The organism is Amycolatopsis mediterranei (assembly GCF_026017845.1).
GTDB lineage: Bacteria > Actinomycetota > Actinomycetes > Mycobacteriales > Pseudonocardiaceae > Amycolatopsis > Amycolatopsis mediterranei.
In genome coordinates this window covers 8,588,206-8,608,463 of sequence record NZ_CP100416.1, presented here as the reverse complement: position 1 = coordinate 8,608,463, position 20,258 = coordinate 8,588,206, and the positions used below count along the sequence as shown (strand labels likewise).

Genomic DNA, 20,258 nt, shown 5'->3' with positions numbered 1-20,258 from the left:
ACCCTCGACGCGGAAGGCGCCCAAGACGAGGATTCCGTCAAGGCGGCCGGATCCCTCGCGCCGCTCGCCGTGCCCGCGCTCGAGGAGGACCGATGACCGGATCGCTGCTGCTGCGCAACGCCCGCCTGCTCGACCCGCTGTCCGGCGAGTACACCGAAGGCGACCTCCGGTGCGCCGACGGCCGCGTCGCCGAGGTGGGGCCCGGCCTGGCCGCGGCCGACGTGCCCACGCTCGACGTGCGGGGCGCGGTCGTGCTGCCCGGCCTGATCGACGCGCACGTGCACGTCACGGCGTCGACCGCGGACCTGGGTTCGCTGCCGTCGTCGTCACCGTCCTATGTGGCCGCGCACGCCGCCCGCACGATGAGCCGGATGCTCGACCGCGGGTTCACCACGGTCCGCGACGTCGCGGGCGCCGACTTCGGGCTGGCCGACGCCCAGGCGGAGGGGTTGTTCCGCGGCCCGCGGCTGCTGTTCTGCGGACGGGCGCTGAGCCAGACCGGCGGGCACGGCGACAGCCGGACCCGCGGCAGCCAGGTGCAGGACGACCACCCGTGCTGCGCGGGCCTGAGCCGGGTGGCCGACGGCGAGGACGCCGTCCGCGCCGCGGCCCGCGACGAGCTGCGCAAGGGCGCCCACCACCTCAAGGTGATGGCCTCGGGCGGCGTGGCGTCCCCGACCGACCGCGTCGACTCGACGCAGTACTCGGCCGGGGAGCTGCGCGCGATCGTCGAGGAAGCCGAGGCGGCCAACCGGTACGTCGCCGCGCACGCCTACACCGCCCGCGCCGTCAACCGCGCCCTGGAACTGGGTGTCCGGTCGATCGAGCACGGCAACCTCATCGACGACCGCAGTGTCGAGCTGTTCCGGGAGCACGACGCCTTCCTGGTCCCGACGCTGGTGACGTACTGGGCCTTGAAGGAGGAGGGCCGCGAGCACGGGCTGCCGGAATCGAGCCGGCGCAAGGTCGACGACGTCCTCGGCGCGGGCCTGGCGGCCCTGGACCGCGCGGCCCGCGGCGGCGTCCGGCTGGTCTACGGCACGGACCTGCTCGGCGGCATGCACCGCCACCAGAACCACGAGTTCCGCCTGCGCGCCGAGGTCCAGTCCCCGCTGGAGGTGCTCCGCTCGGCGACGTCGACGGCGGCGGAGCTGCTGAACCTCACCGGCGAGATCGGCACGCTGGCCGTGGGCGCGCACGCCGACCTGCTGGTGGTGGACGGCGACCCGCTGGCGGACGCCGGCGTGCTGGCCGAGCCGAAGCACTTCCGCCACATCGTCCAGGGCGGCGAAGTGGTCTCCGGCTGACTACCAGTTCCGGACCGGGGGCGCGTACCCCGCCGGCTTGTCGCCGATCTTCAGGTCCGGGCTGACGATCCAGTGCTGGTACGCCGGGGTGAACATGCGGTACACCGACGCCGGCGGGACCGCGCTCGCCTCGTCGAGCAGGGTCCGCAGCTCGGCCGGGAGTGCGAAGTCGAGCGCCGCCATGCTCTTGCCGAGCTGCTCGGCGCTGCTCGCGCCGACGATCGCGGCCGCGATGCCCGGCTGCGTCGCCACCCAGTTGATCGCCACCTGGGCCATCGTCACGCCCAGCTTGGTGGCGACCTCTTCGAGGGGCTCGAGCACCTGAGGGGTGCGCTCGGTCCAGCCGGTCCCGTCGCTGAGCCGTCCCGCGCCGCCGTCGCGGTACTTGCCGGTGAGGACCCCGCCGGCCAGCGGGCTCCACGCCGTGACGCCGAGGCCGAGGTGCTGGGCCATCGGGACGTGTTCGGTCTCGATCTGGCGCTCGACCAGCGAATACGGCAGCTGCAGGGTGACCATCGGAGCCAGCGAGTGCGCCTCGGTGAGGCTCTGCGCCCGCGCCGCGTACCAGCTCGGCACGTCGGACAGGCCGGGGTAGCGGATCTTGCCCGCGCGGACGAGGTCGTCGAACGTGCGCACGACCTCCTCGACCGGCGTGATCCGGTCCCAGGTGTGCAGCAGGTAGACGTCGACGTAGTCGGTGCCCAGCCGGCGCAGCGAGGCGTCGAGCGCGCGGATCAGGTGCTTGCGCCCGTTGCCGCCGGCGTTGGGATCGGCCGGGTCGACGGTGTTGGTGAACTTGGTGGTGAGCACCACCCGGTCGCGGGAGTGCGTTTCGGCGATCAGCTTGCCGAGGATCGTCTCGCTCTCGCCGGCGGTGTAGAAGTCCGCCGTGTCGACGAAGTTGCCGCCCTCGTCGAGGTACTTCCGGAAGATCGGGCGCGCTTCGGCTTCGGTCTTGCCGTAGGCGGCGTGGAAGCCGCCGGTGCCGAAGTTCATGGTGCCGAGGGCGAGCCGGCTGACGCGCAGCCCGGAGCGGCCGAGGAGGTAGTACTGGTCTAGTGCCATGACTGCAGCGTGCCGAGCCGTTTTTGGACCCGCAAGTCCAGTCCGCGAGCGCCTCGGGATGGCGCTCGCGGACCGGAGCTCAGCGGCAGCGGTAGCTCGACGCCGTGGCCGGGTCGCCGCCGGTGTAGCGCGAAACCCGCGGGTACGGGCACAGGTTGCGCGTCTTCCCGTCCGCGGACGCCGCCAGGGTGGCCGGCGCCGTGCCGTGCTCGACCCAGTCGACGAGCGCGCCCAGCGCGTTCGTCGGCTCCGGGCCGCCACCGCCGAAGCAGTGCTCGACACCCGGCGCGAGGAACAGCCGGTAGAAGTCGTTCACCCGCTGCGGGCCGCCCATCGTGCGCTCCACCTGGGTGCGGTAGGACAGCGTGCCGCCCGGCGGGATGAGCTGGTCGTTCACGCCGACGAACGTGATCAGCTTGCCGCCGGCGCGGCGGAACGCCGACAGATCCGGGTCGGACGTGCCGATGACGTCGTCGTACTCCCGCACCGACTGGCGGAACAGGGCGGTGAACTGCGGGTAAGTGAGCTTCGAGGTGTCGAAGCCGTTCTGCTTCTCCAGGAACGACTGCACCCACTTGACGGCGACCGGGAAGCCCGGCGCGGTCAGCGTGCCGTCGGGGCCGGGCTGGGTGCCGGCCAGCCACGTGAAGTCCGCGCCCTTCGGCAGCCCCGCCCACAGCTTGCGGCCGCGCTCGTCCGTGGGGCCGGCCCAGATCTTGCGCACGACCTCGGCGTCCGCGGCCGTGACGGTGACCTCGTGGCCGTCGCAGACCACCTTCGTCCCGACGAGGCTGCGCGGGTCGTAGCCGCACTCGTCCGGGCGGTCGACGATGCCGTTGGTCACGCCGTCCCGCGCGTCACACGCCTGGACCGCGGCCGTGCGGAACGCCGAAAGCACGCAGGGGCTGGGGAAATCGTGGCTCTGGTTCATCACGATCTGCGGCCAGAGGGTCGCGACCGCGAACTGCGTCCAGTCGACGGCGGGTGCGTTGGCCAGGATGCCGTCGAAGTCGCCCGGGTGGTTCTGGGCTTCCGAGTAGCCCTGGCGGCCGCCGGTCGAGCAGCCGGTCCAGTAGGAGTACGAGATCGGCCGCTGGTAGTACCGCTGGGTGACGGCCTTGCCGATGACGGCTTCTTCGTGCACCGATCGGGTGGCGAAGTTGGTCAGGAGCGTCTGGTCGACCTGGCCGTCTTTCAGCGCCCAGGACGTGTCGAGGCCGTTCAGGGACACGCCGGCGTCGGTCGTCACGGCGCTGTAGCCGTCCTTGACCGCCTGCGGGAGCGCGTCGAAGTTGCCGGCGGCGTAGGCGCTGCCGCCGAGGGCCTGGAGGCGGCCGTTCCACCCGGTGTCCGGCAGGGCCACGGCGACCTTGACGTGGTCCGCGCCGGTGTGGGTGAGCGTGACGGTGATCTGGCAGTACGACGGCTGCTGCGCGGCCTGCACCGACTCGATCTTGGCGCCGGGCGGGGCGGGCACCGCGACGGCGGCGCACGGGGTCGGGGTTGCTGCCGAGGCGGCCGGCTGCGTGACGGTGGTCAGCAGGAGCGGCACGGCGGCGGCGAGAAGGAGGCGTTTCATCGGTCTCTCCGGTCGCTTTCGTCCGATGTGGACATTGCGGGGGGAACGGTAGGCGCGAGGCCGGGGCCCCCGCGCCCGTCGGATGACGCTGCTGCCGTACGTCACTCGGCCGTGAGCTGCGGAAACGGGCGTTGGGTAAGGTCGTTCGCATGGCGCTGAGCGGACGGGACACCGAGCTGAAGGAGCTGGGCGAGCTCGTCGACGGCCCGGCGGACCGCAGCGGCGTCGTCCTCCGCGGCGAAGCGGGCATCGGGAAGTCCGCGCTCGTGGCGTCGACGGCCGCGGCGGCCTCGGTGGCGGGGTTGCGGGTGCTGCGGACGTCCGGGGCGGAGGCCGAGCGGAACCTGGCTTACGCCGGGCTGCACCAGTTGCTGTACCCGGTCCGGGCGGGGGTGGCGGAGCTCCCCGCGCCGCAGCGGGACGCCTTGCGGACGGCGCTGGGGCTGGCAGACGGTCCTTCGCCGAGTGCGTACCTGGTCGGGCTGGCGGCGCTGACGCTGCTGGCCGAGGAGGCGGCGGCCAAGCCGCTGCTGCTGGTGGCGGAGGACGTGCACTGGCTGGACCGGGCGAGCGCGGACGTCCTGGCGTTCGTGGCGCGGCGGATCGAGACCGAGCCGATCGTGCTGCTGGCCACCCTCCGGGACGGCGCGGAGTCCCCGTTGCTCGAGGCGGGGTTGCCCTCGATGGTGCTGGACCGCCTCCCGCCCGACGCGGCGGCCGAGCTGCTGGATTCGGTGGCACCGCGGCTGGCACCGGCGGTCCGGACGAGGCTGCTCGCGGAGGCGGCGGGGTTGCCGCTGGCGTTGACGGAGCTGCCCTCGGCGGTGGCCGAGCTCGACGGGCTGGATCCGGTGCTGCCGTTGACCGAGCGCTTGGAGCGCACGTTCACGGCCCGGGTGGCGGCACTGCCGGAGGCGACGCGCACGGCATTGCTGGTGGCGGCGCTGAACGAGACGACATCGTTGACGGAGACACTGGCGGCGACGGGCGCGCTGCTCGGGATGACTACAGAGTCCGGCATCCTCGCCCCCGCCGTCGAGGCTCGGCTGGTCGAGCTCTCCGCCGGAGCCGTCACCTTCCGGCACCCCCTCATGCGGTCCGCCATCCCCGGCGCCTTCACCCCGCTCGACCGCCGGAACGCCCACCTCGCGCTCGTCGAAGCCCTCCGGGACCAGCCCGATCGGCGCGCCTGGCACCAGGCCGCCGCCACCGCCGGGCCCGATGAAACCGTCGCCGCCGAACTCGAACGCACCGCCGAGCGGGCGCGGTTCCGGGGCGGGGCCGCCGCGGCCATTGCCGCTCTCGAACAGGCCGCGCGGCTGAGCCCGGACGCCGAGGACCAGGCCGACCGGCTGCTCAAGGCCGCCGAACTGGCCGTCGAGTCCGGGTGGCGGGAGACCGCCGAACGGCTCGTGCACGCCGCCAACCCCGCGGACTCCCGCCGGCGGGCCACCGCCGGGCGGCTGCTCAGCGAGTTCGATGACGGCGTCCGCGAAGATCCCGCCCGCGTCGCCGAACTCGCCCGGACCGCCGCCTCCGTCGCGGAAGACGGGCACCACGACGCCGCCATGCGGATCCTCTGGAGCGCCGCCATGCGCTGCTTCTGGACCGAACCCGGCCGAGAAGCGAGACAAGCCCTCCTGAACGTCGCCGATCGGCTGCCCATCCCCGGAAACGACCCGCGGATCGTCGCCGTCACCGCGTACGTCGCGCCCTTCGAACGCGGTGAAGCCGTCCTGGCCCACCTGCGGGAGCTGGTCGCCAAGACCGGCGCCGATCCCGAAGTGGACCGGTACCTGGGCAGCGCCGCGCTGCAGGTCGGGGCCTTCGACCTCGCCGCCCGGTTCTCCGCCGCGGCAGCCCCCGGCCTGCGGGCCCAGGGCCGGCTCGGGCTGCTGCCGCGGGCGCTGGCCGTCCAGGCGTGGAGCCGCGTCCGGCTCGGCGATCTGGCCGGGGCCGGGCCGGCCGCGGCGGAGGCGGCCCGGTTCGCGCGGGAGACCGGCCAGCCGTTCATGGCCGGGCTCGCCACCGCGGTCCAGGCCGAAATCGCCGCCCTGCGCGGCGAGCACAAGCAGGCGAAGACGCTGGCCGACGAGGCCGAACGCGCCGGACTCGCGGCCGGCGCCCGGCCCGTGCTGGCCACCGTCCAGCTCACCCGCGGGCTGACCAGCCTGAGCGAGGGCCGGTTCGAGGACGCCTTCGCCGACCTGCGGCGGCTGCTCGACCCGGCCGACCCCGCCTACCAGCTGGCGTTGCGCACCTACTGCGTCGCGGAACTCACCGAGGCCGCGGTGCGGGCCGGCCGGACGGACGCGCTGCGCGACGTCCTCGCCGAGCTCGAGCCGCTCGCGGCGAAGACTCCGTCACCCGCGCTGCACATCGGGCTGCGGTACGCGCGAGCCGTGCTCGACCCGGACGACGAGCGGTTCGCCGAAGCACTGCGCGCCGACCTGACCGGCTGGCCCGCCGAACGCGGCCGCGTCCACCTGGCGTTCGGCGAGTGGCTGCGGCGGCAGCGGCGGGTCGTCGAATCGCGGACGCACCTGCGCACCGCCCGCAAGACGTTCGACGCGCTCGGCATGGCCGCCTGGGCCGACCGGGCGCGCCGCGAGCTGCGCAGCGCGGGCGAGTCGAGCCCGAACCGCGGCCCGGACGCCCGGGACAAGCTGACCCCGCACGAGCTGAGCATCGCGCAGCTGGCCGCCGAGGGGCTGACGAACCGGGAGATCGGGCAGCGGCTGTACCTTTCGCACCGGACCGTCGGCACCCACCTGCACCGGATCTTCCCCAAGCTGGGCGTGAGCTCCCGCGCCGACCTCGCCGGGAAGCTCAAGACCCTCGGCGGGTGACGTACACCGGCTGCGTCATTTGACGGGCGCGCGGTTCACCGGACAGCTCCTAACGTGGTGAAAGTCCCACGGTCTTTTCGCACAGGAGCAGCAGATGATCAGCAGGAGAAGGTTCGGGCAGGCGTTCGCGGCCGGGCTCGCGGCGGCGTCCTTGGCGGCCTGCTCGACGACGGGCACTCCCGCGGCCGCCCCCTCCTCGCCGCCCGACTTGCGGGCCGGGTCCGGGGAGCACACCTCGCTCGGGCCGGTCAAGCAGGCCGACGCCGGGGTGCTCACCATGGCCTACCACGAGTTCGGGCCGGCGACCGGGCAGCCGGTGGTGCTGCTGCACGGCTGGCCCTACGACCCGTACAGCTACGTCGACGTCGCGCCGATCCTGGCCGCCGCCGGCTACCGGGTGATCGTCCCCTACCTGCGCGGCTACGGCCCGACGGCGTTCAAGTCCGCCGAGACGGTCCGCAACGGCCAGCAGACGGCCGTGGCGCTGGACGTCATCGCGCTGCTGGACGCGCTCAAGATCGACAAGGCCGTCTTCGGCGGGTACGACTGGGGCGGCCGGACCGTCGACATCATCGCCGCGCTGTGGCCGCAGCGCTGCAAGGCGATCGTCGCGGTGAGCGGGTACATCGTCACGAACCTCACGGCGAACCTGCAGCCCTTGGCGCCGCAGGCCGAGCTCGGCTGGTGGTACCAGTACTACTTCGCGACCGAGCGCGGCCGCGCCGGCTACACGGCGAACCGCCACGACTTCAACAAGCTGATCTGGAAGACCGCGTCCCCGGCCTGGCACTTCGACGACGCGACCTACGACCGCAGCGCGGCGGCGTTCGACAACCCCGACCACGTCGCCATCGTCATCCACAACTACCGCTGGCGCCTGAGCCTCGCCCCGGGCGAGCCGCAGTACGAGGCGTACGAAGAGAAGCTGGCGGCCGGCGCGACCATCGGCGTCCCGTCGATCACCATCGGCAGCGACTTCGACGGCGCGGCCAAGGACGGCCAGGCGTACCGGGCGAAGTTCACCGGCAAGTACGAGCACCGGATCTTCGACGGCATCGGCCACAACGTGCCGCAGGAGGCGCCGCGGCCGTTCGCCCAGGCGATCGTGGACGCCGACCGGATGTGAGAAAAGGGCCCGATCTTCCCGGGCCCCTTTCAGTGCGTCGCTCGGTGGATGACGTCGACGACGGCTTCCGGGCCCGCCGCCGCGATCGCGTGCGGCGAATCCACCTCGGTGATCGACGCGTGCGCGCGCCGGGCCTCGAACCGTTCCGCCGCCGGGGGAATCGCCTGGTCGCGGGTCGCGACCAGGGCGTACTTCCGGATGCCCGCCGGTGCGGTGGCGGCGATCTGCTCGTCGAAGGCCGCCGCCAGGATCGGGCGCCGGCCCGCCGCCGCGACGGCCGTGTCCAGAGCCGGGAGACCCGCGGCGAACAGCGATGGGTAGCTCGCCGCGTTCACGACCAGCTCCGGGCCCACCGCGAGTGAGCACGCCCGCCCCGGCGACCGCCACGGCCGCCAGCGCCGTGATGGCCCGCTGCATCAGGCGACCGTCGCGTCGAGGGTGACCTCGATGTTGCCGCGCGTGGCCTTCGAGTACGGGCACACCTGGTGCGCGCCCTGGACGAGCTCGTCGGCCGTGGCCTGGTCGATGCCCGTCGCCTCCAGGTGCAGCGCGGCGCTGAGCTGGAACTCGCCCGCCTCGGTGTCGTGGTGCAGGGTCACCTCGGCGACCACGGCGAGGTCGTCCAGCGGCACCTTCTTCGCGCCCGCGACCCGGCGCACGGCCCCGACGAAGCAGGACGCCCAGCCCGCCGCGAACAGCTGCTCCGGGTTGGTGCCGTCGCCCGCGCCGCCGAAGGCCTTGGGCACGGTGAGGGTGACGTCGAGCGCGCCGTCGTCGGAGGTCGCGCGGCCGCCGTTGCGGCCCTCCGCGGTGGAGGTGGCGACGGCGGTGTAGGTCACTTCGGACATGGTCTTCCTTTCAGCGGGTGACTTCACCACGCTAGAAATCCCGGAGGGCCCGCGGCGACCGTCGTCCGACGTCACCCGTGTACGTCACCGCAGCCGGCCGGCCGCTTTCGAAGGAAGCAGGGTTGTCCGTCCGGACCCCGGGTAACCGGCCCGGATGCGCATCGTGGTGACCGGAGCGACCGGCAACATCGGAACCGGGGTCGTGCGCGCGTTGGGCGCGGATCCGCAGGTCGAGACCATCGTCAAGCTCGCCAGGCGGCCGGCGGAGGGGGTCGTCACGGCCGACGTCGAACGCGACGACCTCGTGCCGCTCTTGCGCGGCGCCGACGCCGTCGTGCACCTGGCGTGGCTGTTCCAGCCCACCCGGCGTCCCGAACGGACGTGGCGCGCGAACGTCCTCGGCTCGATGCGGGTGTTCGAAGCGGCGGCCGCGGCGGGCGTGCCCAAGCTCGTCTACACGTCGTCGATCGGGGCCTATTCGCCGCGGCGGGACGACGAGCCGGTGACCGAGGACTGGCCGACGCACGGCTGGCCCGGGGCCGCCTACACCCGGGAAAAGGCCTATCTGGAGCGGTACCTCGACGCGTTCGAGGGCCGGCACCCGAAGCTCGACGTCGTCCGGATGCGGCCGGGGTTCGTCTTCCAGCGCAGTGCCGCGACCGAGCAGCGCCGCCTGTTCGCTGGGCCGTTCGTGCCGGGATCGCTGGTGCGGCCGGGCCTGATCCCGGTGGTGCCGGACGTCCGCGGCCTGCGGTTCCAGATCGTGCACACCGACGATCTCGCCGACGCCGTCCGCCGCGCGGTGACGCGCCCGGTGCGCGGGGCATTCAACATCGCGACCGGCCCGGTCGTGGACCCGCGGTTCGCGGCCGGCCTGCTGGGCGCGCGCACGATCGGTGTCCCGGCGGCCGTGGTCCGCGCGGCGGTGGACGCGGCTTGGCGCCTGCACGCGATCCCGGCGTCACCGGGCCTGTTCGACGCGGTCATGCGGCTGCCGGTGCTGGACACGAGCCGCGCGGAGTCCGAATTGGACTGGCAGCCGGGCCGGGACGCGGCGGCCACGCTGAAGGAATTCCTCGCGGGACTGCGGGAAGGCGCCGGCGCGGACACCGCCCCGCTGGCCCCGGACGCCCACCGGCTGCACGAGATCTCGACCGGCGTGGGGCGCAAGCCCTAGGCGAGCTCGGCCGAGACGACCGACAGCAGCTCGCGCAGCCGGTCGAGCAGGGGGCCGGTCTCGTCGGCCGCCAGCAGGACGGCGCAGACCATGCTGCTCTCGCGGACGCCGTCCTTGATGTCGACGGACAGTTCGTGCACGGGCCGGCCTTCGAGGGCGCCGACCAGCGCGGCGATCTCTTCGGCACCGCCGACGAAGTAGGTGGCGATCCGGCGGCGCAGCAGCATGGCCGAGCGGGGCGCGGCAACGGCGAAGGACGTGGACATGGCGGATCTCCCTTGTGGAGGGGGGAATGAGATCGGGGCCAGGTCCCGGAAAAGGGCGATCGTCGACGCAGCGCGCCGGCGACCTGGGTTCAGCCGGCGCGCCGGGTTACGAGTCGCGAGGACAGCATCGGGCGCAGCACGGCGACAGGCTAACACGACCCCGGAACACCGCGCACGGCGTCACCGGCCGCACCCCTCAACTCGCGCGGATGATCCCCAGGCCGAGCGGCGTGATCTCGTGGATCTGCGACTTCCCCGACCGGTTGCTGCTGATCAGCCCGCTGGCCCGCAACACCGACGCGTGCTGGCTCGCCGTGGCCGGGGAGATGCCCGTCAGGTCCGCCAGCTCGCTCGTGTTGCACCTCGTCGTCGCGATCGTCACCAGGACCTTGGCCCGCGTCTGGCCCAGCAGCGCCGCCAGTGAGGGGCCCGGCTCCGCGTCGCTGTCGAACCTCGGGTGGCTGATCGAATAGACCAGCGCCGGCGGGAGGAGGGGGTCCTTGTACGTCGTCGGCATGCCGTGGGCGAAGAACGCCGGGATCAGCCTCAGCCCGCGGCCGTCGAGGTGCAGCTCCTGGTCGATCGGGAAGCGCACCCGCAGCACCGGCGGGGACCAGGTCACCTCCGGGTGCAACGTCGACAGCAGCAGCTGCGGCCCGCCGCGGTCCAGGTTGGCCTGCAGCCGGTGGCGGTCGCGGGCGACCGCGCGGCGCACCGTCGCCCAGTCCGGCGCGACGCACTGGCGGTAGTAGTCGTGCAGCGCCGAGCCCAGCCGCCGCAGCTCGCGGGGCTCGCCGTCGCCGATGCGGCGCAGCCACGCCGGGACGTGGGTGCCCTGCGCCGCCAGCTCGCCGACGTCGGCGGCCAGCACCGGCGATGGCGTCTCGAGCACCGCCGAAATCCCGTCGCCGATCGTGCGGGTGCCGGCCGGGGTGAGGAAGTCCGGGCAGTAGCCGTACGGCGGGACGGCGGACATCAGCAGCCGGCCGGACTGCGGGACCGCGGAGCGTGATCCCCGCCGCCAGCGGCCGAAGAACGGCTCACCCTCCGGACGCCGGATGCGGTAGCTGCTCATCAGCAGCTCCCACATCGGGTCGGCGTCCTCGGCGATGGTCAGCTTCGCCAGGTCCGCTTCGGTGAAGTGAATTTTCAACATCGATGGCGGCACCCCTTTCCCCGCCGAGGGTAACGGGCACCGCCGGGGCATCCGACGAGGGTCACGCGGCCGCCGGAAATTCACGCACCCGGGCTCGAATTCCGCACAGTCTGGCGAGCCGCCTTCACCCTCCGCAAGGGTAAAAAGCCGTGCTGTGGCAGTTCACGCTGTGTGATTGGTGCGTACGGGGGAAACGACCGGCATTCCTTGACAACACCACGGTCGCCGGAGTTACGTCGTCGGCTGAATTCCGCGGAAAAGGAACCGGAAATCGTTCTCGGGCCACCGGTACGAATCGAGCCACGCCACCGATGAAAGAAGACGAACCCTCGTCCCGCCGTTCCGTCGCGTCCTGGAATCCGGGTAGCTGGCGGTTGCGCACCAAGATCTCCGTAGTCCTGTTGCTGCCCGTCCTGGTCGCCCTGCTGCTGGCGGGCGGCCGGGTGCAGGCCGAACTCGCCCAAGCGGGCGGCCTCAGCGCCGTCCGCGACCAAATGCCGGTCGTGCAAGGGATTTCCGAACTCGCCGGGCTGGTCGACGACGAGATGATCCACGACGGCGCGGCCGCCCAGACCGCGGCGGTCGACGAGAAAGCCGCCACCGTCCGCCACGATGCCGCCTTTTCCCAGCTCAGCCCGGAGCTGGCGCGGTCATTGGAAGATCAGCTGGGTAAATTGGCCGACCTGCGGCAGCAGACCGGTTCACCGGCCGCGAAAACCGCGGCTTACCACGACTTCACGGTCGCGCTCAGCGAAGTGATCGCCGGGATCGTCGAGCAGGCCGGGAATGGTGATCTCGGCGCTTTGGCCTCCGTCGCCGAATCGTTGGTGCAGCTGAGGACCAGTCTCGCCGATCAACAGGCATTGGCCGGCCGGTCCGAAGGCACCTCGGCCTCCGCCGCCGAGCGCGCCGCGGCGGAGGAAACCGTACTCACCGGACAGATCCGGCGTGCGCTGCCCGCCGGCGCCGCGGCCGCCCGGTTCGCCGCGGCGACCAGTCCGGGTGCCGGGGGCGCCGAGGCGAAGCGCACGGTGCTCGGCACCATCCTCGCCGAGCAGGTGAAAACGCTTTCGGACGCGGTCGGTGCGCAGACCAACACCGCGCGGTCCGACGCGCTGCGCGACACCGCGCTGGTGATCGCCTCGCTCCTCGGCGCCCTCGCCATCGCCCTCGCCGTGGCCCGCTCGGTGGTCGCCCCGATCCGGCGGCTGCACGCCGCCGCGCTCGACACCGCGCAACGCCGCCTGCCCGGCACCATCGAACGCATCCGCGAAGGCGAGGAGGTCGACTGGCGGCGGACCGCGCCGATCCCGGTCGACTCCGAGGAGGAGATCGGGCAGCTCGCCCGGGCCTTCGACGACATGCACCGGCAGGCGGTCCGCCTGGCCGTCGGTGAGCAGGCCGAGATGCGGATCCAGGTCAGCGAAATGTTCATGACGCTGTCCCGGCGCAGCCAGTCGCTGGTGGAGCTGCAGCTTTCGGTGATCGAGGACCTCGAAGCCGACGAGCAGGACCCGCAGCGGCTGGCCGAGCTGTTCCAGATCGACCACATCGCCACCCGGCTGCGGCGCAACGGCGAGAACCTGCAGGTCCTCGCGGGCGGCAAGCCGGTGCGCCGCGACGTCGGCCCGGTCGCGACGGTCGAGCTGCTGCGGGCCGCGACGTCGGAGGTCAAGGACTACCAGCGCGTCTCGCTCGGCAACGCGCCGCGCGGCTCGGTGCAGTCCGAGGCCGCGGCGGACGTCGTGCACATCCTCGCCGAGCTGCTGGAGAACGCCATCCGGTCGTCGCCGCCGGAGGAGCAGGTCGTGCTCACCGCCGACCGCGGCTTCGACGGCGGCCTGCTGATCGAGGTCGTCGACGTCGGGCTCGGCATGACCCGCGAAGACCTCGAAGCGGCGAACGCCCGGCTGGCCGCCGGGGCCGCGGTCAGCCCGGAGACCACCCGCCGGATGGGCCTGTTCGTGGTGAGCAGGCTGGCCGCCTCGCACGGGATCACCGTCCGGCTGCGGCCCACGACCACGCGGACCGCGAGCGCCGGCATCACCGCCAGCGTGCACGTCCCGGGCGTGCTGATCCTGGTCGACCTGCCGCCCCGGACCGTCCCGCCGGCGCTGACCCCGGCGGTCAACGGCTCGGTCAACGGCGGGGTCAACGGCGCCGTCCGGCACGAGCTCGAACCGCGGTGGCCCGCCGAAGAACCGCCGCCGGTGGCCGTGGCGGACCCGCCGACGCCGATCTTCGACCAGATGCTGTCGCACTGGTTCGCCGAAGCCCCGGCGACGCCGGCCCGGCCCGGCACCTGGGCGACGCCGGCCGACCCGGTCCGCCAGGCCGCCGAAGCCGCGGTCGGCACCCTCGACGACAGCGAGTTCACCGATTCGGGGCTGCCGGCCCGGACGCCGGGTGCGCAGCTCGCGCCGGGCTCGGTGACCCCGCGCGCGCCGCAGCCGCCGGACCCGGCCTTCCGCGACCCGGCCGCGGTGCGGAACAACCTTTCCCGGCACTACAGCGGCATGCGCGCGGCCCGGCACCGGGTCGCGGGCGAGCCGGAGGCGGAGCAGCGATGAGCACCCGGCAGGAAGGAGCGGAAGTGGCCGAGAGGTCCCGGAACTGGCTGGTTTCGGCGTTCACCCAGGAGGTGCCCGGCGTGGCGCACGCCGCGCTGGTCTCGGCGGACGGGCTGCTCGTGGCGGCGGACGAAGCCCTGCCGCGCGACCGCGCCGACCAGCTCTCGGCGATCGCGTCCGGCCTCTCCAGCCTCGCGCTCGGCACCGCCGACCTGTTCACCGCGGGGCGGGTGGTGCAGTCGGTGATCGAGATGGAGCAGGGCTTCCTGCTGCTGATGAACGTCGGCGACGGCTCGAACCTGGTGGTGCTGGCCAACCCGGGCTGCGACATCGGTCTGGTGGGCTACGAGATGACGTTGCTGGTGGACCGGGTCGGGAAGGTGGTCGAGACCCCGGCTCGGCCCGCGGCCGCACCGGGGGCGGCCCGGTGACCGAAGGCCGGCGACGCGAGGGCGGGCGGCACGCGGCGTCGCTGGCCCGCCCCTACGCGTGGACCGCCGGTCGCACCCGGCCGACGGTCGACCTGGCGGTGGAAGCCCTCGTGGAGACGACGGCGGAGGGCCGCACGGCGCCCTTCAGCCCGACCAACCCCCTGGCCGTGGTGACGCAGCTGTGCCTGCACCAGCGGTCGGTGGCGGAGGTCGCCGCCCACCTGGGCGTGCCGCTCGGCGTGGCCAGGGTGCTCATCGGCGATCTGCTCATCGCCGGCCAGGTGTCGATCCGCGACACGCTCACCGCGGACGCCTCCTGGGACGAACGGAACGACCTGCTCGAAAGGGTCCTCAGTGGACTACGTGCGCTCTGACAGTGTCACCCAAAGCGGTGTTTCCCAAAACGGTGTCGCGAGAAGCGGTACCACCCGAAGCAGCCGGATCACCTCGGCGAAGATCGTCGTGGCCGGGGGGTTCGGGGCCGGCAAGACGACGTTCGTCGGTGCCGTCTCGGAAATCGCCCCGCTGCGGACCGAAGCCCTGATGACGACCGCGTCGATCGGCGTGGACCGGGCCGAAGCGGTGCCGGGGAAGTTCGCCACCACGGTCGCGATGGACTTCGGCAGGCTCACCCTGGCCGACGACCTGGTGCTCTACGTCTTCGGCACGCCGGGGCAGCACCGGTTCTGGTTCATGTGGGACGACCTCGTCTGCGGGGCGGTGGCGGCGATCGTCCTGGTGGACACGCGCCGGCTGGCCGACTCCTTCGCCTCGATCGACTTCTTCGAGTCGCGCGGCCTGCCGTTCCTGGTCGCCATCAACCAGTTCCAGGACACCCGCCAGCACGGGCCCGACCAGGTGCGCGAGGCCCTCAAGATCCCGCCCGCGGTGGAGGTCGTCACCTGCGACGCGCGCTCGCCGGAGTCGACGAAGAAGACCCTCATCGCCGCGGCCGAGCACGCGCTCGCCGAGCACCACGCCCCCCGATCACGCAAAGCTTGAAGGAGCCCGGAAATGCCCATGAACCACGAAGACTTCGCGATGGGCAACTGGCTCGTCGTGCTCGCGTACCTCACCTCGGTGGTGGGCTGCGCCCTCGGCCTCGCCTGCACGCTGCAGGCGCGCTCCACCGACAGCCCGCGCGCCCGGCTGACCTGGCTGGTGCTCGCGGCGGTGTCGATCGGCGGGGTCGGCATCTGGGTCATGCACTTCATCGCGATGCTCGGCTTTTCCACGCCCGGCATGCCGGTGCGGTACGACATCCTGCGCACGGCGCTCTCGGCGATCCTGTCGGTGGCGGCGGTGTTCTGCGGGCTGCTGGTGTTCGGCGTCCGCAACCGGTTCGCGTGGAGGCGGCTGCTGCTCGGCGGGCTGCTGACCGGGCTGGCGGTGGCCGTCATGCACTACACGGGGATGTGGGCGGTGCAGGTCAAGGGCGTGATCGGCTACGACCCGACGCTGGTGGCGCTCTCGGTGATCATCGCCGTGGTCGCGGCCACGGCGGCGCTGTGGTTCACGGTCGGGCTGGACAAGCTCCTGCCCCGGCTGGCGGCGGGCCTGGTGATGGGCGCGGCGGTCACCGGCATGCACTACACCGGCATGGCGGCGGTGCGCCTGCACCTGGACCCGGGTGCGCCCGACCCGTCCGGCACCGAGGTGTTCTCGTTCCTGTTCCCGGTGTTCGTCCTGGCGGCACTGGCGATGGCGGTCCCGATCTGCGCTGTCCTGATGGCGACGTCGAGTTCGGAGGCACCCCGGCACACGACGGTCGTGCCCTCGGAGCTGTCCTCGAAGTAGGGGCGGCTCATCGGCCCGGCGGACCCGCCCTAGTCCGTCGCGGACTTCGTGGCGGCGGTGGGCACGGGGAACCGGTCGGCGCTGAAGTGGACCAGGATCGCCGTCGCCGTGGCGCAGACGACGTCGCCCGCTCTGAGCTCACCGGTGGCGTGGAGCTTGCGGCCGTCGCGGCGGACGAGCCGGGCTTCGGCGGTGAGCGGCACGGCGTACGGCGTCCCCTGGTGGTAGTCGACGGTCAGCGACGCCGTCATGCCCGGGAAGCCGGCCGCGGCGGTGGCGCGGCCCAGCACGTGGTCCAGCACGGCGGCGACCCAGCCGCCGTGCACGCGCCCGGGCGGCCCTTCGTGCGCGGCGCCGAGGAGGACGTCGGCGCGCACCGACTCGGGTCCCACGTGCACCCACGACAGCGGCGGCGCCAGCGGGTTCCCCGGCCCCTCCAGGGGATTGTTGATGCTCAGGTGACCTCCGCCGTCGAGGGCGGCGAGCAGCAGCGGCTGCGCGCCGCCGCCCGCGCGCAGTGCCTCGGTGACGGCTTCGACCCGGCGGGCCGCGGCGGCGAGATCGGCTTCGCCGTCGCGCACGCAGACGGAGGCCTCGATCAGCTCGCGGATCCGGGCGCCGAGCAGCGCCCGCCCGGGTGGCACGCCGTCGACGATCGGAAAGGGGTTTTCGGACATCGCGCTCCCCGGGCCCGGAACTAGAACACGTTTCACTCTAGCAGGCGGAAAGCGCCGATCGGCAAGATCAACCAGGCATACCCGGTGCGCCGCCGGCGGTGCGCCCGGTCGCCGTCAGAGCTTCCCGCCCGCCACCGGCGGCATGTCCGGGGCGTCCTCGATCGGCGTGCCGGCTTCGCGGAACAGGTGGTTCTCGACCTCGAACAGGTTGCCGCCGGCCCGCTCGACGACGGTGAGCAGCGTGGACATCTGCGCCACCTCCTCCACCTGTTCCTTCAGGAACCAGTGCACGAACTGCTCGCCGAGGTAGTCCTCCTCCAGCCGCGCGGCCTTCGCCATCGCCTCGATGGCGGCGGTGACCGTGCGTTCCTGGGTCACGGCCAGCTCGATCGCTTCGTGCACGCTCGAAAAGTCGTTCCGCACTTCTTCGCTGCCCGGGATGGCCACCGGCTCGTCGCGGTCGAGCAGGTAGCGCACCATCGCCAGCGCGTGGTTGCGCTCCTCGATCGCCTGCCGGTAGAAGCGCTTGGCCAGCCGGGGCAGGTCGCGAGCGTCGAACCAGACGGCCAGGGCGATGTACTGCTGGGCGGCGGTGAACTCGTGGCGGATCTGCGTCTGCAGCAGTTCGGCGAACTTCCGGGTTTCGGCCATGCCCCACAACCTACGACGGATCCGGGGCGCGCAGCTACGATCGGCCGGTGCCTCCCGCGCCCGGCCTGCCCGATCTGTCCGGCACGATCGCCTGCGTCACCGGCGCCTCCGGGGTGATCGGCCGCGGGATCGCGCTCCGGTTCGCCGAAGCGGGCGCGGCCGTGGCGGTGCACCACCGCCGTCCCGGAGCGGCCGACGAGGTTGTCGCGGCGATCGAAGCCGCCGGTGGGCGGGCCCGCGCGTTCGCCGCCGAGCTCACCGAAGACCACGCTCTGCTCGACGCCGTCGCGGAGTGGGGTGGCCGGCTCGACGCGCTGGTGAACAACGCCGGCATCCAGCCGGTGGAAGCCCTCGACGGGCTGACGGTCGAGCGCTGGCGGGCCATGCTGGAGGCCACCTTGACGAGCGCGTTCTCCTGCACCCAGGCCGCGGCCCGGCTGATGGGCGACGGCGGGAGCGTCACGCACATCGCGTCGATCGAGGCCCGGCAGCCGGCGCCCGGCCACGTCCACTACAGCGCGGCCAAGGCGGCGCTGGTCATGCACGCCCGCGGCGCGGCGCTGGAGTACGGGCCGCGCGGGATCCGCGTCAACACGGTGTCGCCGGGGCTGATCGCGCGGCCGGGTCTGGCCGAGGACTGGCCGGAGGGCGTCGAGCGGTGGCACCGCGCGGCACCGCTGGGCCGGCTGGGCACGCCCGCCGACATCGGCAACGCGTGCGTGTTCCTGGCCTCCCCGCTGGCGTCCTGGATCACCGGCCACGACCTCGTCGTCGACGGCGGCGTCACCGCGCACCCGAACTGGTGATCCGAGGCGGTATTGCGCTGAGTAGCCGACCGTTGTCATCCGGTGCCGTGCGGGTTTAAGCTGTCGTCAACAACCGAATGTTACCGCTAACAGCAAAAGCGAAAGTTTCGGGAACCCGTCGATTTTTCGGATCCGATGGCGAAAGTTTCGGCCGCCACCGTACTACCTCGTTTGCCAGAACGACGACGCCGCCGGCAGCGATATTTCCCATGCCTGCGGCGGAAGTGTGTCGAAGAACTTGCCGAGGAGGAGGACGATGAAAAGATTCCTGGCCGCCGCGGCGGCCCTGGCGATCGCGTTCGCCGGCCCGACCGGAGTCGCGAACGCGGAATCGAACGGCGGCGTGCGGATCATGCCGCTGGGCGACTCGATCACCTACGGCACCGGCGTGCCGGGTGGGTACCGGATCGGCCTGTGGCAACGCTTGGCCGCGGGCCGCTACACCAACGATTTCGTCGGTTCGCAGTTCAACGGGCCCGGCAGCCTGTGGGACCACGACCACGAAGGGCACCCCGGCTGGCGCATCGACCAGATCGACGCGAACGCCACCGGCTGGATGCGCACCTACAACCCGCGCTCGGTGCTGCTGCACATCGGCACCAACGACGTGCTGCAGAACTACAACGTCGCCGGCGCGCCCGGCCGGCTGTCCACGCTCATCGACCACCTCACCGCCGCCGCGCCGAACGCCGACGTCTTCGTCGCGCAGCTCATCCCGATCGGGTGGGCGAGCGGGGACGCCGCCGTGCGGACGTTCAACAACGCCCTGCCGGGGATCGTGCAGGGCAAGGTGAACGCCGGCAAGCACGTGCACCTGGTCGACCTGCACAGCGCGGTGAGCGCCGCCGACCTCACCGACGGCGTCCACCCGAACGCCGGTGGGTACGACAAGATGGCGGCCGTCTGGTACACCGCCCTGCGGTCGGTCCCCGGCAGCATCGGCAACCCGCGTGCCGCCGTGGCCGCGGAGACGCTCGCCGCGGCGACGCGATCGTGAGCCATGCCCACGCCTTCGGCGCGGCGTAAAGGAGATCAGTGATGAAACGCATGCTCGGAGTCCTGCTGGCACTGGTGGTCATGGTCACCGGCCTGGCTTCGCCCGCCCAGGCGGCGGCGTTGACCAGGGTGACCGGCTTCGGCAACAACCCGACGAACCTGAACATGTACGTCTACGTCCCGGACCACGTGGCGGCCAAGCCCGCCATGCTGGTGCTGGTGCACTACTGCGGCGGCTCGGCGAGCTCGATCTTCGGCTGGAACGGCAAGGACTACGTCACCGCGGCCGACCGGTACGGGTACGTCATCGTGCTGCCGGAGGCCACCCGCAGTGAGAAGTGCTTCGACGTCTCGACGCCGAACGCGTTGCGGCGCAACGGCGGCGGGGACTCGACCGGGATCATGTCGATGGTCGCCTACGCCAAGTCCCGCTACAACGTCGACCCGGCGCGGGTCGTGGTCAGCGGGTTCTCCTCCGGGGCGATGATGACGAACGTGCTGGCCGCCCAGTACCCCGACGTGTTCTCGGCGGCTTCGGCGTTCTCCGGCGTGCCTGCCGGGTGCTTCGCCACCACGAACGGCTCGCTGTGGAACAGCACGTGCTCGGGCGGGAAGTCGATCAAGACCGCGCAGCAGTGGGGCGATCTGGCCCGGGCGATGTACCCGGGCTACACCGGCCGCTACCCGCGGATGCAGCTGTGGCACGGCACCACCGACACGACGCTGTCGTACCCGAACTTCGGTGAAGAGATCAAGCAGTGGACCAACCTGAACGGGCTGAGCCAGACACCGGCGTTCACCGACCACCCGCAGTCGTCGTGGACGCGCACCCGGTACGGCAACACCAGTACCCAGGCCACGGTGGAGGGCGTCAGCATTGCCGGCGTCGGGCACCAGCTGCCGATGACCGGCCAGCTGGCGTACGCGATCTCGTTCCTCGGCCTCGACCACTGAGAA

At 72.5% G+C, this 20,258-nt stretch carries 20 protein-coding genes; 12 read left to right on the top strand and 8 right to left on the bottom strand.

Features of this window, described 5'->3' with window-relative positions:
- The first annotated feature begins 92 nt into the window (after positions 1-92).
- On the top strand, positions 93-1,307 hold the full coding sequence (locus tag ISP_RS38710) for a metal-dependent hydrolase family protein (RefSeq protein ID WP_013229236.1): 1,215 nt from the start codon (positions 93-95) through the stop codon (positions 1,305-1,307).
- On the opposite strand, the gene ISP_RS38705 is transcribed toward ISP_RS38710, so the two are convergent.
- Positions 1,308-2,372 carry an aldo/keto reductase gene (locus tag ISP_RS38705; protein WP_013229235.1) on the bottom strand — a complete coding sequence of 355 codons (1,065 nt, stop codon included), beginning with the start codon at positions 2,370-2,372 and terminating at the stop codon, positions 1,308-1,310.
- A 79-nt stretch (positions 2,373-2,451) separates the two neighbouring features.
- Positions 2,452-3,951 carry a tannase/feruloyl esterase family alpha/beta hydrolase gene (locus ISP_RS38700; protein ID WP_013229234.1) on the bottom strand — a complete coding sequence of 500 codons (1,500 nt, stop codon included), beginning with the start codon at positions 3,949-3,951 and terminating at the stop codon, positions 2,452-2,454.
- Positions 3,952-4,100: 149 nt separating this feature from the next.
- Between ISP_RS38700 and ISP_RS38695 the strand changes: the two genes are divergently transcribed.
- Together ISP_RS38695 and ISP_RS38690 are read left to right on the top strand one after the other, a co-directional pair.
- Positions 4,101-6,800, top strand: a complete 2,700-nt coding sequence (locus ISP_RS38695; RefSeq protein WP_013229233.1) for an ATP-binding protein — start codon at positions 4,101-4,103, stop codon at positions 6,798-6,800.
- A gap of 94 nt (positions 6,801-6,894) precedes the next feature.
- Entirely contained in the window at positions 6,895-7,926 is a 1,032-nt protein-coding gene (locus ISP_RS38690) for an alpha/beta fold hydrolase (protein ID WP_013229232.1), read from the top strand.
- Between the two features lie 29 nt (positions 7,927-7,955).
- On the opposite strand, the gene ISP_RS38685 is transcribed toward ISP_RS38690, so the two are convergent.
- Together ISP_RS38685 and ISP_RS38680 are read right to left on the bottom strand one after the other, a co-directional pair.
- Entirely contained in the window at positions 7,956-8,261 is a 306-nt protein-coding gene (locus tag ISP_RS38685; protein WP_230468552.1) for a hypothetical protein, read from the bottom strand.
- A gap of 81 nt (positions 8,262-8,342) precedes the next feature.
- Positions 8,343-8,774 (bottom strand): organic hydroperoxide resistance protein, encoded by a 432-nt coding sequence (locus ISP_RS38680; protein WP_013229230.1) that lies wholly within the window; start codon positions 8,772-8,774, stop codon positions 8,343-8,345.
- Between the two features lie 154 nt (positions 8,775-8,928).
- On the opposite strand from ISP_RS38680, the gene ISP_RS38675 reads away from it, so the two are divergent.
- Positions 8,929-9,951, top strand: a complete 1,023-nt coding sequence (locus ISP_RS38675; RefSeq protein WP_013229229.1) for an NAD-dependent epimerase/dehydratase family protein — start codon at positions 8,929-8,931, stop codon at positions 9,949-9,951.
- Here the strand turns inward: ISP_RS38675 and ISP_RS38670 are convergent.
- Together ISP_RS38670 and ISP_RS38665 are read right to left on the bottom strand one after the other, a co-directional pair.
- On the bottom strand, positions 9,948-10,217 hold the full coding sequence (locus tag ISP_RS38670; RefSeq protein WP_013229228.1) for a hypothetical protein: 270 nt from the start codon (positions 10,215-10,217) through the stop codon (positions 9,948-9,950). The genes ISP_RS38675 and ISP_RS38670 overlap by 4 nt on opposite strands.
- 196 nt (positions 10,218-10,413) lie before the next feature.
- Positions 10,414-11,373: an ArsR/SmtB family transcription factor gene (locus tag ISP_RS38665; protein WP_013229227.1), complete on the bottom strand. Its 960-nt coding sequence runs from the start codon at positions 11,371-11,373 to the stop codon at positions 10,414-10,416.
- Positions 11,374-11,747: 374 nt separating this feature from the next.
- Here ISP_RS38665 and ISP_RS38660 point away from each other — a divergent pair, with 374 nt between their 5' ends.
- From ISP_RS38660 to ISP_RS38640, 5 genes are all read left to right on the top strand, one after another.
- Complete coding sequence (locus ISP_RS38660; RefSeq protein ID WP_013229226.1) at positions 11,748-13,943, top strand: sensor histidine kinase; 2,196 nt, start codon at positions 11,748-11,750, stop codon at positions 13,941-13,943.
- Entirely contained in the window at positions 13,940-14,374 is a 435-nt protein-coding gene (locus ISP_RS38655; protein WP_014467633.1) for a roadblock/LC7 domain-containing protein, read from the top strand. Before ISP_RS38660 ends, ISP_RS38655 begins: the two co-directional genes overlap by 4 nt.
- Positions 14,371-14,748 (top strand): DUF742 domain-containing protein, encoded by a 378-nt coding sequence (locus tag ISP_RS38650; RefSeq protein ID WP_013229224.1) that lies wholly within the window; start codon positions 14,371-14,373, stop codon positions 14,746-14,748. The genes ISP_RS38655 and ISP_RS38650 overlap by 4 nt, the downstream gene beginning before the upstream one ends.
- Before the next feature lie 88 nt (positions 14,749-14,836).
- On the top strand, positions 14,837-15,376 hold the full coding sequence (locus tag ISP_RS38645) for a GTP-binding protein (protein WP_013229223.1): 540 nt from the start codon (positions 14,837-14,839) through the stop codon (positions 15,374-15,376).
- Between the two features lie 18 nt (positions 15,377-15,394).
- Entirely contained in the window at positions 15,395-16,171 is a 777-nt protein-coding gene (locus ISP_RS38640; RefSeq protein WP_014467632.1) for an MHYT domain-containing protein, read from the top strand.
- 29 nt (positions 16,172-16,200) lie between these two features.
- On the opposite strand, the gene ISP_RS38635 is transcribed toward ISP_RS38640, so the two are convergent.
- Complete coding sequence (locus ISP_RS38635) at positions 16,201-16,848, bottom strand: PaaI family thioesterase (RefSeq protein WP_013229221.1); 648 nt, start codon at positions 16,846-16,848, stop codon at positions 16,201-16,203.
- 114 nt (positions 16,849-16,962) lie between these two features.
- Positions 16,963-17,499 (bottom strand): ferritin, encoded by a 537-nt coding sequence (locus tag ISP_RS38630; protein WP_013229220.1) that lies wholly within the window; start codon positions 17,497-17,499, stop codon positions 16,963-16,965.
- A 47-nt stretch (positions 17,500-17,546) separates the two neighbouring features.
- Here ISP_RS38630 and ISP_RS38625 point away from each other — a divergent pair, with 47 nt between their 5' ends.
- The 3 genes from ISP_RS38625 to ISP_RS38615 all read left to right on the top strand — a co-directional run bounded on the left by ISP_RS38625 (position 17,547) and on the right by ISP_RS38615 (position 20,255).
- A complete protein-coding gene (locus ISP_RS38625; protein WP_013229219.1) occupies positions 17,547-18,305 on the top strand; it encodes an SDR family NAD(P)-dependent oxidoreductase in 759 nt (252 codons plus the stop codon).
- A gap of 256 nt (positions 18,306-18,561) precedes the next feature.
- A complete protein-coding gene (locus tag ISP_RS38620) occupies positions 18,562-19,302 on the top strand; it encodes an SGNH/GDSL hydrolase family protein (RefSeq protein WP_013229218.1) in 741 nt (246 codons plus the stop codon).
- A 41-nt stretch (positions 19,303-19,343) separates the two neighbouring features.
- Entirely contained in the window at positions 19,344-20,255 is a 912-nt protein-coding gene (locus ISP_RS38615) for an extracellular catalytic domain type 1 short-chain-length polyhydroxyalkanoate depolymerase (RefSeq protein ID WP_014467631.1), read from the top strand.
- The last annotated feature ends 3 nt before the right edge of the window (positions 20,256-20,258 follow it).